Origin of the sequence: Pseudomonas zeae (assembly GCF_014268485.2) — a bacterium.
Taxonomy (GTDB): Bacteria; Pseudomonadota; Gammaproteobacteria; order Pseudomonadales; family Pseudomonadaceae; genus Aquipseudomonas; species Aquipseudomonas neuropathica.
On the sequence record NZ_CP077090.1, the window covers coordinates 3,438,334 to 3,453,175 of the forward strand.

13 protein-coding genes are annotated in these 14,842 nt (G+C 48.8%); all 13 read right to left on the reverse strand.

Annotated elements, in window-relative coordinates; genetic code table 11:
• Positions 1 to 52: 52 nt before the first annotated feature.
• The 13 genes from tnpB to HU754_RS15075 all read right to left on the reverse strand — a co-directional run bounded on the left by tnpB (position 53) and on the right by HU754_RS15075 (position 14,815).
• Positions 53 to 388 (reverse strand): IS66 family insertion sequence element accessory protein TnpB, encoded by a 336-nt coding sequence (tnpB, locus tag HU754_RS29445; RefSeq protein ID WP_186623140.1) that lies wholly within the window; start codon positions 386 to 388, stop codon positions 53 to 55.
• Complete coding sequence (gene tnpA, locus HU754_RS15020) at positions 385 to 702, reverse strand: IS66-like element accessory protein TnpA (protein ID WP_186623142.1); 318 nt, start codon at positions 700 to 702, stop codon at positions 385 to 387. The genes tnpB and tnpA overlap by 4 nt, the downstream gene beginning before the upstream one ends.
• Before the next feature lie 401 nt (positions 703 to 1,103).
• Positions 1,104 to 1,901 carry a hypothetical protein gene (locus HU754_RS15025; protein ID WP_186623144.1) on the reverse strand — a complete coding sequence of 266 codons (798 nt, stop codon included), beginning with the start codon at positions 1,899 to 1,901 and terminating at the stop codon, positions 1,104 to 1,106.
• A gap of 211 nt (positions 1,902 to 2,112) precedes the next feature.
• On the reverse strand, positions 2,113 to 3,309 hold the full coding sequence (locus tag HU754_RS15030; protein WP_186623146.1) for a DGQHR domain-containing protein: 1,197 nt from the start codon (positions 3,307 to 3,309) through the stop codon (positions 2,113 to 2,115).
• Entirely contained in the window at positions 3,306 to 3,845 is a 540-nt protein-coding gene (locus HU754_RS15035; protein WP_186623148.1) for a hypothetical protein, read from the reverse strand. Before HU754_RS15035 ends, HU754_RS15030 begins: the two co-directional genes overlap by 4 nt.
• Positions 3,846 to 7,202 carry a DEAD/DEAH box helicase gene (locus HU754_RS15040; protein WP_186623150.1) on the reverse strand — a complete coding sequence of 1,119 codons (3,357 nt, stop codon included), beginning with the start codon at positions 7,200 to 7,202 and terminating at the stop codon, positions 3,846 to 3,848.
• Between the two features lie 4 nt (positions 7,203 to 7,206).
• Entirely contained in the window at positions 7,207 to 7,650 is a 444-nt protein-coding gene (locus HU754_RS15045) for a hypothetical protein (RefSeq protein WP_186623153.1), read from the reverse strand.
• Positions 7,647 to 8,183, reverse strand: coding sequence for a hypothetical protein (locus HU754_RS15050; RefSeq protein WP_186623155.1), 537 nt, complete (start codon positions 8,181 to 8,183; stop codon positions 7,647 to 7,649). The genes HU754_RS15045 and HU754_RS15050 overlap by 4 nt, the downstream gene beginning before the upstream one ends.
• Positions 8,180 to 9,250, reverse strand: coding sequence for a hypothetical protein (locus HU754_RS15055; RefSeq protein ID WP_186623164.1), 1,071 nt, complete (start codon positions 9,248 to 9,250; stop codon positions 8,180 to 8,182). The genes HU754_RS15050 and HU754_RS15055 overlap by 4 nt, the downstream gene beginning before the upstream one ends.
• 230 nt (positions 9,251 to 9,480) lie before the next feature.
• On the reverse strand, positions 9,481 to 10,596 hold the full coding sequence (locus HU754_RS15060) for an HNH endonuclease (protein WP_186623166.1): 1,116 nt from the start codon (positions 10,594 to 10,596) through the stop codon (positions 9,481 to 9,483).
• 108 nt (positions 10,597 to 10,704) lie between these two features.
• Positions 10,705 to 11,877, reverse strand: coding sequence for a PDDEXK-like family protein (locus tag HU754_RS15065; protein WP_186623168.1), 1,173 nt, complete (start codon positions 11,875 to 11,877; stop codon positions 10,705 to 10,707).
• 229 nt (positions 11,878 to 12,106) lie between these two features.
• Positions 12,107 to 13,072, reverse strand: a complete 966-nt coding sequence (locus HU754_RS15070) for an HNH endonuclease (protein ID WP_186623170.1) — start codon at positions 13,070 to 13,072, stop codon at positions 12,107 to 12,109.
• A gap of 387 nt (positions 13,073 to 13,459) precedes the next feature.
• A complete protein-coding gene (locus HU754_RS15075) occupies positions 13,460 to 14,815 on the reverse strand; it encodes a hypothetical protein (RefSeq protein WP_186623172.1) in 1,356 nt (451 codons plus the stop codon).
• Positions 14,816 to 14,842 lie beyond the last annotated feature (27 nt).

A 14,842-nucleotide genomic window follows, 5' to 3' on the forward strand; every position in this document is an offset into this window, starting at 1 on the left:
TTACCAAAGCAGATCGCATGCGGCAGCACGCTGAGGCGTTAATAACAGCCTTTTAAAGGATTGTGATTGCACCGCCCGCTCCAACGCGTTGCCAAGGCAGTCCGAGTATCAAAGCCTGAAGTTGCTCGGTATCCAGCTCCATTTCGCAGCCCTGTCGGATGCCTGGCCAGTGGAACTTGCCCTGGTTCAAACGGCGAGCGGCCAGCCAGACGCCAATCCCGTCATGCACCAGCACTTTCATGCGAGTGGCGCGGCGATTGGCAAACAAATAGGCGCAATGCGGCTTCGCCGCACAGAACACCGCGATCACCCTGGCCAGCGCTGTTTCAGTGCCGGCGCGCATATCCATGGGCTCGGTGGCGAGCCAGATGGCGTCGATGCGGATCATTGCGTGAGTCCACGGACAAAAAGGGCACAGCCTTCAGGGTCGGAAGTGGGCCACTTCACTATTATTGATTGTTCGCCAAGGGGCAGCTCGATAGTCGCCGACGCTTCCTCTGGCCGTTTGGGGGCGGCTCTCAAAGGAACAAAAGCCGGTAAAGCCACTGGCGGCTGTTCTCGGTAAAGCGGCAGCCATTTGCGGATCACGTTGGCGTTGATGCCGTGGCTGATGGCGACGCTGGATAGCGTTGCGCCCGGTTGCAGGCATTCCTGAACAACCTGGGCCTTGAAGGGTTTCGGATAAGAGCTTCGTTGGCGCATGGAAATCCTGACGTTAAGGGCTATCGCGTCCGCTTAAAAATACGCGGACACCATCGTCCTTAAAGCTGGAGTTCGGAAGGTGTGTTCCCAGGACGCTTACAGCTTTACAACGGCTTTTTTGATTTCACTAAAAAATGCCAGAGAAAAAACTCTTAGGTTTGATTATTGCACATGCAATGACAGAACTAAAAGCGCCAAGTATATAGAAGCCAACCGGATATGCCCGCCATCTTCAATTCGACTTAATACTAAATTAATCAGTAGTGTAATTTGCGGTTCGCAACAAGATACAAATCAACTTAAGCACCAACATCACTATGGCGAGCCCTCTTAGATCTAACGTCGCTAGAGTTTCTCTTTGATACCCTTATCGAAATTACGCGCATTAGAATAAAGACTTGTTAGTCTAACGCCAAATCCAATTGCATTCTGCCCTTCAGAATGTCCAGCCCTTGACTATATTGGACGTGTGTAAACGCTAGCTGAATATCGAACTCTTCAAAATCCCAGCTCACTGTTGGAATCAAGACTCTATAGTGCACGGCAATTAACATTTGAATTGTATACAAAACCAATCTACTACAAAGCTCTACGATTTCGTTATCAATATGAGCTTCGTCCTCTTGCATAGTAGTTGGCAGCCCCAGTGAACCGTGAACCAATCTATTGCGCAGCTTATAAGCTATAAGTAAACCTTGTCCCGCTAGAGATATATGCTCGCCGAAATTATTGCTTTTAACGAACTCGCCATATTGAGAGCTGGAAAGCATTAGGGCTTTTAGTTTATTCAGGCAGCATATATATGAGGAAAAGCCGACACTCAAAAACGAGTGATACTTTAGAAAATAACAAGCGTTATTGATTTTTCCTGCAGGCTTGGTCAAAAGTTTTCGAGGTATAGCTACATCAATGATGGATTCAACCGCTGACCATATAAAATTAAATCTACATAAAGATGCTACAAGTTTATTTTCCAAGATTTCTTGGTGATGAGAAAATTCATCTGCTGACTCACAATAACCTAACGTAGTATCAAATCGAGCGCGACTATAGTTGACACTCTCGATTCCAGAGGCGACTCCCAACATTGATATCCCCGCCAACCACTCTTCATCGCATCCATACTCCATACCGTAGACGAACAGCTCAACGACAGCCGCACAATGCTCATCGATCAATTTTAATTCAAAGTCAGTCATACCTCACCTCAAAATAATTTTCATTGACCACAAGCCTGGACGAGGACAGAACTCGGCAATCACAGTCAAACGACCTTATAAGGGAACTCTCCTTGCATTTAATGATATAAATCACACAGCTCCGCCTCAAGAAATACAGAATGCAGACAAAAAATGTAATACACACATCATTCAACTCATGTTTGAAAGCGTTTCTTGGCACTCGATACAATTAGTTCTTAATCGCGTAAGTCACTAGCTCCATTATCAGATACCTCCGCGTGTCTGCTTTGATCACCATAATAGTTTTCTTCGACGAATCCCATATCACATCCCTTAAGAAACCCGACTCTAGCCAAAGATCTACCTCATGTGTTTTCTCTATGAATTTGAAGCAGGCATCTTCGAAGCTTAACGACTTGTTTAGCTTTGCGTATTTACACATTGCCTGCAGATAGATTTTAAGACCAGCAGGTCTAAAAAGAAAATGCCCCCCACTCTCTTTATTTCGATGCAAGACTATAACCTGTTCGCGCGAAGCATCGCTTTTAGCCTCATCAAACGCCACCAAACATGGAATAGTTGAAAACATGTAAGAAAAAATACTTTCAACCAGATCAAAATACCTCGCTCTTTCTTCCTCCCCTCCTCTGTAATTATCAATCTCTTTCGGTGACAAGCCACAACCCTCTTTTATTATAACTTTGACCAGGTCATACAAATTCCCTATCGTTGTAAGATTTTTGTTGTCTGCATATCCTATGTTATTTGTCGCTTGATACTTCAGCTTGTCACCTTCGAAAAACTTAGACTCTTCAACTAAGTAACGAGTGGCGCAGGCGCATATATCATCTTCGTCAAGCGAAATTATGGCATCCTTATTTACAGGCTTAGCCCTTTTGTTTAATGTTGTAAATAAACGCCTCGTTCTTTTCAGTCCTGCAGCATTATTAAAATGAGCCAGAAAAATCACTGAAATTTGTTGCCTGCCTATGTCTTCGTCCTTTTCTAACGCATATTGTATGCCTGCCAAACGATGCTGCCCATCTAGTGCGAATATTTTCTCTTCCCGACTTAGACTCAAATAACCCATGCTCTCCAAAGCATAATCTGGCGCCTCAAAATCCTCGATGCCGAGAGTATTACTTGCGATCTTATCAAACTGATGCCATCGAGGTTCACCCTCGTAAACAGCAACAACCAAAGAATTGAAAAAAGCCTCCTCGTCGTTAAGAAGATAATCGCCAATTTCTTTTTTTCTCTCTTTCTTTAACTGACGCTGAATCAGCTGCGATAAATTTTTATTTTTATGAAGATCATCAGCAAATGAAATTAGATCTTTTATATCAGAAAGTCGCATCAAGCATGTATAGGTTACCCAATTACCGATAGCACCTCGAAGACATGGCAAAAGCAGTCGTTGAGTCATAGTATATTTGCTCCTTTTAACAAGCTGGCCAGCTCCGGTGAAAAGTCACCTCGATTATATGGCGGCACCAGTATATCAAGTAATGTCCGTTCAATTTCAGCAGTGCCCATGGAGTCATCTATGATTGCATAGTGATAGACTAAATGACCTTGCCATTGCCGAAGCATTTCATGAATTCTCGGCCTATCGTTTTTCCTCTCCGTAACAATATAGTCATAGTAACGCCGCCATAGTGTGTTTTCAGAACTAATATCACCCGCTTTTCCAACGTACAATATATGGCTATTTGTCGGCAACTTGCTGTCGCTAAGAGCGACTGCAAACGCGTATACGCCTCTAAATCTAGGAACGTTCGATCTCGACTCTGCACTGAACGGTACCGATTTCCAATTTAAATCTGGCAAAGTTTTTCTTCGCTCCAAAAATGGAGGATACATGATGTGCTGACACGAATATTTTGAAAGCGCTGCCTGCAATTGTTGTTCAGGCGTCATTGCCGTTAAGCTTGGGCTAGCCAAATCTAGTAAAGTACCCATTTACACTTCCTTAACTTTCCCAACCTTCATACCATGGACGTATAATCCGACATCCGCATAAGCTACAGGAACATTCCAAGCATGCTGCATTAACCTCGGAAACAAGTTCTCTTCAGCACCTTTCTTTGAACTCCAACGTCGAAGAAAGTCACGATGACCAAAAAACAGAAGGTGAAGCTTCGCTCTAGAACAAGCCACATTGAGCCGTTTCCGGTCGAGGATAAAGTTAAGATTCCCTTCTGTGCGAACAGTGGAATAACAAACGATGTCCGCCTCACTCCCCTGAAACGCATCCACGGTATCAACAGCTATCGACAATTCACCAAGCTTCCCTTCCACCCATCCAATCTTGCGCAAGCTCGCACGCACACATTCTTTCTGCGCTCCATACGGCGTAATGACAGCCACCGAAATAGGCCTCGTTGTACTCTCTGCAAGATTAGCCAAAAACTGAGTTATCTCCTTCGCCTCCTCCCGATTTTCCTTGCTTTGCGAACCTTTCGGCTGAGATTGACGCCCTTTCACGTCAACCCAGTAGATAGATTTTTCAAGTACGTATCGCTCCTCGAAATACGCGTTATCTCGGCCATTGTGAAGCACGCGTTTACCTTCACGCATGTAGAAGAGTTCTGCCACCAAATCTCCGATCGCCGGAGCCATTCGATACTGCAAACTCAACGTCTCGCGGCACTGTGGCGGAAGGCGCTCAAACATCAATTCAAAGAAGCTGGTATCCAAGAAATTTTCACGTAAGAACCCAAGTTCTTCTACGGCTTCATCCTCTCGGAGCAACGGAGCAATGCTTGGTGGAAGCTGGTAGTGATCGCCTACAAGAATCACCTTGTTCGATCGCAAGATGGGAATGAGGATTTCCGGGATGGTGGCTCTGCCCGCCTCATCAATGATTGCTACGTCGAACTGGAGTTGATCTATACCTCCCTTGTTCGTAGCCAAGCCCACACAGGTGGCACCGACCAGGTTGCGGTCGGCCAAGAGCGTAATAAAAAATTCGTCCTGGTTGGCGCGCGACTGTGAGGCTTGCTTGATCGAGGAAAGCCACATGTGGCACAACGCGGCTTCATTATCCGGTAGGCTGACTGCGCCGGCGATTGCGAGATCTTCGAGATCTGTAAGGTATTCACTGAATTGACTGTCGAATCCTAGCGGTTTGATGACGCTACTCATCTTCTCAGGATTACCTATCCGAATAGTGCGAATCGCGTGATCGAAGCCATGGGCATGTTCGGCGAGAAACTTCTCCAGGGCGTTGTCCACCGCAGAGTTTTGTTGCGATACCACGAGAATTCGAAGATCAGAGCGCTGACGGTAAAGCTGATACAAAATCTCAACAATAGCCGTTGTCTTACCAGCGCCAGGTGGCCCCTGAATCAACGCGATATTTCGCTCACTCAGCGCTAACTCCACTACTCGTTTCTGACTCTCATCCAGAGGCCCGGACCACGCTATGTCCCTACTCCGTTCTGCCGGTTCGGCGAGATAATGCTCTGGCGCAAGCAAGATGCTCTTGAGCGCTGGATTAACCAGTTGATCGTTGAAAAAGTCTTCTAACGCTTGCGCCTGACGCTTGAGTGCTGCACTGGGTACAGTGACAACCAAACGCAGCATTGCATTTGGCTCTTCTGGCAACGAGAAAGCGCTCTCGATGCTAATACTGCTCTTAGTGCAGATGTACAAAGGACGCCGGCGGCGATCGCGGGAGACAGCAGGCACAAACTCACAACGGTCTGCATCCCATAGCAAGAGTCGGACACAGTGGTCAGGATTGAGGAAGTTTTTGTCTGACAGTACCTCGCGAAGCTTCTCGGCTAAGCCTTCGAAAGCCTCGTGATCTGACGGAGGGAGACTGTCTCGTTGGAGTACAAGCACATCGTCTTCCTGAACAAGGAGCATGCTTGCTGAAAAATCCAGTGCCGAAACTTCTTCCTGGCTGCGTTGATACGCGATGACCTGCTCCCAGCGCTGGTAGAAACGACTGTGAGCCAAGCGCTCAGGTGAGTCTTTCATATCCATTGCAGTTTGAGAGCAGAAGCGAAGGAACTCTTCTACACCGCTTCGCCAACCAACCTGCGACATCGCCGCAAGCTTCTGATTTAGAAGCGTGAACCGGAATGGGGTATCGAGGCCAATCTGCAGAGTCCCCGTCTGAATAACCTGATGGACTTCGAGCAAGCTAAAATTGGTCGTTGGCGCACACTCCACCCTCACTGAAGCTTTGCCCAGAGAAATCATTCCCGTCGCGCTAGAGTAGCCGAGAAGTGTCCAAGGCTCGTCCTCTTCGAAAAACTGTTGGTCGGTCACACCCTCTAGATACTTCTCATCTACGGTCAAATAAAGCTGCTGATAGGACTGAACACCACGAGCGCGATAGTTGAACTCGCTGACCTCTATATGGGTGCGTCCTTGCTCAAATGGATTACGTAGCAGACACAGATCGTACTGCGTCGGATGCACCAAGATCTTCTGGCCAGAGAGCAGTCGCACGCCAGGATGCTTTAGCTGGCTCACAGGAAGCGTGGCGCGGATCAGACCATCAAACAACGTCCCGATCATCGATTGCTTTTGCTTTCGTTCAACAATGAAAGGTACGGGTTCACCGGTAATGATGTGGTTATAGTAGAGCGCACCTCGGGCGACACAGCCATAGAAGGATCCATTGTCCCACTTGGTAGCAGACTTGATCAGTACGGGTATCTCATCATTAAACGGCAGTGCTAACGCCTTTTGAGACACGTCGTCAGTACCGAACGAAATTCGATGCCCGAAGCGCGGGAGTGGCCTACTAATTTCTTCCATCGCCACCAATACGAGCTTTCCTGGGTAAAGCCATTCCAGAGGAAGAAGCTTGTCTGCCGGGTCAAGCGCTAGCAGCAGCGCGTAATGTTCACCCACAAGCAAGGCGTCGACTTCATTCTCCGCGAATGTCAGATAGCGCTCGTACTCTTTCATGCGTACTACAGCATCTTCGACACGTGCGTACTCTCGACGAAGTGCTGACTTACGGTAGGGGCTGGAGGTCTTATCAGAAATTTCCCGGGCAACCATTTGCTCGAGCTTACTCAGCTCCTCTGGAATGCCAACTATCGCCTCGCGGTTTTCCCGGATCACTCTACGTAAAAGTTGAACGTGCTCAAGAACCATCTCCCGATATTCTTCCCACGCCCTTTGCTCTTGACGTGCCTGAGCGGCAGCAGCCCGGCGTCGAATCTCGTCCGTACGGGCGTGTTCCTGCGCATGTTTTCGCTCTTCTTCCTCAGTCATGCTGTTAGCTAGCCAACTGAAGACTTTAGCAACCGCAAAAATCGCAACGCCAATACCGACAAAGAGTGGAGCTGCCATAAACTTACTCCTGTCCGCCACCTAGCAACATGGCAGCGTCCTCTGCCGTGATTTTTCCAGACTCGAGCTGCTTGAGTACCCGGTCCTCTCTATCTGCCTTAGTCTCGAGCGTGGTCATTGCTATGTCGTACTGCTGATCGGCCTCTCGGCTCTGGTTTGAAAGCTCTTGCATTCTTGCCCAATGATCGCGCTTGTGTTGATCATCCTCGAGCTCGGCTTCTTTCAGCTGCTGCTCCCCAAGCAGAATTTGTCGCTGCCCTTCAATCACGGTCCGTTTGGTAACTTCTTCTTCTTTCTTGTAATCAACAAACGACTTGAATGCATCAATCGATGTGTTGGCCATCTGCATCGCTTGATTCACATTGAATCCACCTCCACCTCCTCCTTTTTTAGGAGCGGATTTGCCAGGAGTGGGTTTGGGGGGCGAAGGTTTGCGAGGAGCTTTCATGCGTTCTCTCCGGTTGGGGTGAGCAGTAATGCCAACGTCGCGTCAATGCACTGATCAAGGCATACCTGTAGGCCGATCAACTGCTGGAAATTACCTAGGTCCTGTCGTTCCTTTTGAAGCAGCACATGCACTCGTTTCAAGGAATCGAGTTGCTGGCGAACTTTCTTGAGGGTCAACGATTTTTGTTGATTGGAGTGCTTCAACATCTGAGCGATCTGTTCTTTACGACCAGAGCGTTCGCGCTGCAGCTGTTGGAGTTGCTTTTCCCCAATGCGCAGGTCTTGTGCGAGCGTTGCCTCAAGTGTTTTGTTGAATTCCCTCAGCTGTGCTGTGACCTCACGAGCCGCGCAGAAACGCAGGTAGCTGGCTGTCGCCTCGAGGACGGCGATTGCAGCGTCAACCCACACGGCCGTGGGATTCAGCTTCCCCAGTCCTCTTGCGCCTTGCGTGAGCAAAATGGTTCCGTAACGGCGAACCTGGGCGTCATCCACCATTTGCTCAGCCATATTGGCGAACACATCAACGACCTTCATTGATCATCCTCAATCGGATACACGCCATCTAAATTCAGGCTTTCTTGAATCATTGCCCAGTTGAAGCCTAGGTGCTGCCAACGCTCCTCTAGGGCATGGTGACGATTGAAAACCGATGAGACGTTTTCCTCAGCCAACGCCAGCTCTTGGAAGAGGTGCTCGATGACTCGGTCTTTGGTCGCTCGCTCGACGACTGGCCACACCCAGGAAGCTTTGGGATCATCAGTAAGCTCAAGCTCTCCTACAGACTCATCATCGTGATCAACAAACGTGGTGAACCTGCAATGGTTAGCGGGGAGCAAACTGCTCAGATGCTCAGGCGCGCCTTCGGGCATATTGAATCGAGTCGAAAGGCAAACGACTGGGCTAGCAAACATGAAATCGTTGGGTCTCGCATGACGCAAAGAGTCAGTTCTGAGTTCAACTTCAATAGCACGGACGTTGTGTGATATTTCCGCTGCCACCCATACGGACAGAGCCCAGTCTGACCTGACAAATTTCTGGTCTCGAAAACATTCGTTGAAACTCTCGAAAGCGACCGGCAGATACTGCTCGGGAACATCCCAGATTCGGTTTTTCTGCCGCTCACAATCCTCCCCCCAGTCACTGCTCGGCCATAAACGTGGCTTACCTTCCCCACGATGCCATGGCCGAATCACAAACTCAGTTTCGTCATTCAGCTCTGACGTCTCCAGCGTGTGTACTCCGCAAAACGAGTGGCGCCTGTAGTCTCCGTCGAGCCACAGGTATTTTGTTTGCGCATGCAGCAACCGCTTAGCCTTGAGAAGAGGCTTGGCGCGAGCTGTCAGATTGAAATTCTCCACCAACCCAAGCCCTTCGAGTCGGCGAATAATAGGATGCAGTTGCTGGGGATTGAGGGCTGTCCGTTCTAAAACCCACTCGATACCCCTGTCAGGCATCACATCGAGCGCTTCCAAAATCAAATGCGAAAAACCACCCAACTGGTCAAGTAGGCGGTGCTTGAGTGTTAGCTCATAAAGCCGAACTGGGACATGCACACGTAGACTGCCTTCAATGGCGCACGTGTATTGGCTATGGATCGTCAATCGTCGTACCTGACTATGCTCATGAGAACAATGACATTTTGACATCATGTTAACGCCGGTTGGCGTTCTTTGCAGCCCCAACTGCGATCAAATTTTCGCTGCCAGTCAGATTAGCTGCAGATCACTGGAGTTCTCGATTACGATTCAGTCGCGTGAAGCGCTTCGCTAAATCGGGCAAATTCGAGACCCCATCTCCGCGTTCAGCCCGTCACGAGCAACGACGTTAATCACTAGGTGATCCAGCTTCTGCTATCTTGAAAGACTTCTTCCTCATGGTATTTCAGGTAAGGCACAAGTTCCTTCGGGACAAAACGTAGCGCCTTCGGCAGGCCTAGAGCCTCCCTGTGTTTTCCATCAAGACGTTTTGAAACGTGCATTTGGCCCAAGCTATCGAATGTGATCAGCCCCTTATCAAACAAAGCGTCTAAATTCGCAGACAATAGAAGGCCGTTGTGGCGGTCAAGGCGTTGTTTGGCAGTAGAGTCGATCCAAGGTTTCACATGTGAAGCACGAAGAACCTCCCTGCACGCCAACCCCGTTACAGAGCAAGCGCCGCCCCAAATCTGCATCAGGTCCTCACGAAACCTACCCTGTCCGCGTCGGGCATTAACTCGAGTAAGCACCTCTGTGATGGGTTCACTTCCCTCGTTGATGTCCTCGGCCGGCAATGGCTCGGAAGGAGCACATTGAATGGCGTCAATCAGGCGATCCCATTTTTCATGTCGCTGGGCTGCAGGTATGGCGTCCAGAATTCGCCCTACCGTCGGAAGATCCAGATCGGTGTAGGTACTGTACATTCCAAGCAACCTCTCCTTTCCCGTGATCATCCTGGGATCCAGAGTAATTGGCTTTTCAAACCACCAGAAATAATCCTCTGGGCAGATCCAGTTTGGAATCCAGTGCAGGTCCCTCTCCCAAGCTTTCAGGAATTTCTTCTGGTTACCAGCGAACCGCTTTCGGACATTTTCAACATTCCAGGCGTCCTCCCAAAGCTCACCCAGCGATAACTCGCGAACAATTTCTTCACGCTGAGCAAGATGATGGTCATCGAACAGACCGACTGCATTCCCTGCGATGCCAACTAACTGTTGAACGCGGTCATGCGACGTCGTCAAAAACACGAATGTCTGCCCCGCGTTTTGGTCAACTGGTGCCGCGCCCAGCCCCTCTGTATGAAACACTCTAAAACGATTCTTTCCACGCGAAAGGACCATTTTTGAAGAGTTATTCCACTCCTCATGGCCGTATCCGTTTGCTTCAGGGAAGCCACTTGTTCCAAGGACCCCGGAAGGCGCAAGGTACTGGTTAGTGTTCCAAAAGATGGGTTTCTGAATGAACAGCGCCATGTTCTTGCTCGTCCTTTGCCAATTGATAAAAGTGGGGCGTTTGATTCGATCTTAAGGTGTTTCGCAACGCATCCGAACCGGAGAAAATGTTTTAGCTTGTTACTGCCTTTAATAGCCACTGATTTTTAGGCTGTTCAACACACCATTTATTTCCACTACGCAGTCATTTACGCGCGTCAGCACCTCATCAATATGAGCGTCTGTCACACGATCTCCCTCTTCCAATACGCACCGCTGCTTCTTGATGAAGAAGCGAGTGGATGCAAAGTACAGGCCTTCCCAATCATGAACGGCATAAGCGGGTTGAGTGAATGAGGGCAGCCGTGATATCAGATGCTCAAGATCATCTGCGCGAAAGAATGGAAACACCCCAAACCAAGTGTGCTTGTAGACCTTTACCCATACGCCTTCAGGCCAACTGCGTAGCCGTATATCCAAATCGTATTTTTGCTTGTCTGGATTAGATGCGAACTTGACTACCATTTCGCTCTTAAACGGTTCAAATAGGCAATCAGTGGCAAGGCGCTCACGCAAGCGAGCAAATAGCTCAGTCAGCTTACGAGTTTTGCAGTATTGATAGTGATCCACCAGATGCGCATAAGCGTCTTCGCTTTCTTGGAACACATTCCAGCAAAGTTCATTCAGCTCAGAGTTTCCTGACATTGTCTTTTCCACATGGGAGGTGAATTGATCTATAAAGTACGACGCCGTTGCTGTGGCATGAATTTGTTGCTGACGAAGGAGCCGGGCTAACTGACCATAGGATTGGTTATAAACCGGTACACTGGATTCTGGATCTTGAGTTGGAGACCCCCTGCCCTTCGGCGTCAGGTAGACAAGAGCCTTATACGCATAGTGTGGGTACAGATCAGATAACGTTTTTTGATAGCGTGCGACTTGGTTTTTTCGATCCGCAGCCCAAATCTTATTTTCAATCGCGATGACAAGACGTAGATCCGGGTAGTCGAGCAAAATATCGATGTGGGCTAACTCCCTGGCAATGTTTGCCCTGGCGCCTCTAGCCCTATCAAGAACCTCCAATGTAAGCGCCTTTCCGCTGCATGGCATATGGGCAAGAGAATACACATAGGCATCTCTAAATAATGAACCCATGCCATGGGTCTCTTCCTCGCATAGTAATGCCGCAAGAATGTTAGAATGAACCAGCTCCTTGGAGCTCACGCCCATCACTTTGAACATATCGAAGGTCTTCGTGTAACGGCCAAGCGAAATAAAAGCGGCACCCGTGTGAAGGGCTGCCAATTGAGCGGAGGCTTCCATACTTAATGTCCTATTGAGCAATCGAAACGGGCGCTGTCCTCAACATTAACGCAAGATCAACACTTTACGCCGTCACTGTGAGGATTATAGTGATCCAAGGTTGCGATCTTCGCAGGATTGCAGCGCACCTTGTCACCTTGATCTTCGGCTCTAGAAGCCATAGTGAGAACATGCTAATACGTCAGAGAATTTCCCGGCCAGAAATAAATTTTTTAGTTTCACTCGAGTATCAGATGCTTAGGCCAGCAAGCTTCTGTATAAATAGAGTCTTCAGTACCTCACGTTCAATACCATAATGGGCTTCTCTATGGTGCTCAGGGCATAAGGCAATGACATTTTCAGGAGTATCTGCGCCCACTTCACTCAGCGACACAACATGATGAGTTTCGAGATAGATATCACCGTTAGTTTTGCGAAAACCAATCCGCCCACAGTACTCACAACACCCCTTAGAGCGCGCCAGTACGCTTTGCCTGACTTTTGCATTTCGCACCCAGACAAATTTGGAAAGCGCCTCGCGATCGGGATGCTCATTTCCAGTAAATTGATCAGCTACACCTACACCGTATGAGTCGATTGTGATCTCCGGAAATGCTTGGGCGTCGGCCAATGATCCTGCTGCGCCCACAACGTCTATTGCCTTAGGCTCGCTGGCTTCGCTTGAAGGTTTAGCGCCACGACGCAGTAGGAATGACCCCGTTTCCATTTCGTACATCACGAGATGCCATGGCTCTGGATCCAACAATCTATAGTCAGCAGATGCACGTTCATCATCTTGCCGAACAGGACTTTTGCTTTTGATCAATGCCACTCGGATCGTACATCCTTTCCAATGAGCTATTTTGATAACTTCATCCATCTGCAGCGCTCTAGAAGCCCAGATTTTCAATCGCTGCCTGAGCGATGGGGTGCGCTGATCATTGGCTCTTTCATCATATGTACTGTACTCAGCCCTTAAATTTCCGATGTATTGGATACCACTGTTCAAAAAATCCAACTCGTCATACCAGAGACAAAGAAGTACACGATCGTTCCCCTCAAACGCCCATCGATAGCAGTATGTTGGATTCTGTGCCGGTGACCTGCTAGAGGAATTGTTATGCCAATCGCCTACGTCTATTCCTGCCTCAGACACAGCATTGTAGACACGCATCTTTGATGTCGGCTTAAGCTGTTCGCGTAGAGTTTCGAGCATGACGTCCCCGTTGAAATGTCAGTCATAGTGGATCGGATTAATGACATGCCGCGAACCGTCGGTTACGGGAAGACATTGACCGAGATCGAAACCTACCTTTGGCAGAGCGACAGTCAGAAGCATGGCACTAAATTTACAACGACGCTTTGGCGCTGTGAATCCTATCTCGTATTGATACCCCATGAGACGTGGTTACTTTCTTCGGGAGATGCCTCATTCATGAGGTAACAACCGCAGTTTCGTCCTAAAAGCGCTCAACAGACACGTCAGGATCAGGTTTGCCATTTCGGCACTACCCTTCCCGGCAGATATTGAACAATTTTTGCGTCTACCGTCACTGAAGTTTCTTTCCCTTACCCGACGATTAGTGTTCTTTCCTAAGAATGTTCATTCCTGTTTTTTGGGGTGACGGTTAGGATCAACAGGGAGATTTTCGACACCTCGATCAAGCAACTCAGCCAGAACCATTTCCCGTGTATTCCCCTGCTGAGCCAGCACGATCAACGAATTCGCTGCTTCTCGCGCCAGCTTGCGCGCCACAACACGTTGTTCCGTCGAAATCACTCGATCATCTGCACGCCCATGGATATAGGTGCATCTCAACTCGTATAACGCCAAGTACTGTTTCGCTGACATGGGCTGCCCCGTTGCGGCGCTAAGCCTTGCAGCAACTCGACGCGTTGCCGATTCCTTGTGTAGATCTGTTTTCAACCGTAACTTATGTTTGTGATCGCTCTCTGCTCCAAACGCTGCCTCAATCAGGATGAGATGCGCCATCACTTCATCAATACCATCGGAAAGAAAGGCGCGCACCATGAAGTGCTCAACCGGGGTTGAGAAGAGGTCTGACCTCTGGGCATCCTTAAAATCAGTCCACTTCGATAGACTTAGAGCTTCGAGTATATCGGCTCCTTCTGCAAAGCTCTGAAGGCGCAGTGGACGCTCACTTTCGTCCCACTCATCATGTCCAATCTGAATGAAATGGGGCTCCCACGAAAGTCTTTCCGGGTTTGGAGGCGGGCTCGGGAAGGAGCACAAATCATCGTCGAGGGTATAAATCCAAGGGAGTCTGAAGCCTCGCCAATCCACCTCTTTCATCTGAGCCCATTCCTCCCACGGGGCTAAAAGAAGGAAAAACAGCGCTTGCTCGACCACCGCGGGGAAACGGCCGCCGTAAGGGGTAATTTCACCTAGATCCTTATCGATGCGAAAGTCCAAAAACGAAAAGCCTCTGCTCTGCGAAGCTTGCCCAATCGACACCTCTTCTTCCACGACCAACCAATGAAATTCCGAAAGGCGTGCCGAATCCAGTTGATCGCTTGGGAAGAAACGGGTCAACCGCGGCTTTTGGAATATTGTCTCCAACTCTACAGAAGTAAAACATCTCACTCGGGCATTTCCGAACTGAAGCTCAGGAATATCATCAGCCAAATCAAGTGGGCAGAGATATCTGCGCTTGATCGTGGTTCGCTCAAACTCGCGTGATAACAGTACTGCCATCTCCTGAAAGTCTGGCAGCGGGTTGTCAGGAGCGAAGGTGTTGCAGCATGGTAGGCCGAGCGACTTCAACGCATGGCCGATAGAGGTTTCCACTAGGAAGTTAGCTTTCCCATTAGGAAGGCGCTGTATTAACAGCGCCTTCAGCGCAAGAAACTCTGAGCTGGACCGAAAATTATTTGGCTTGGGAGGCGGAATTTTCCATAGGGTCTTCAATGCGGCGGCGAGTGAATTCTCATGGTTCATGAAGTTCTGGTGACCTAAATTAACGAA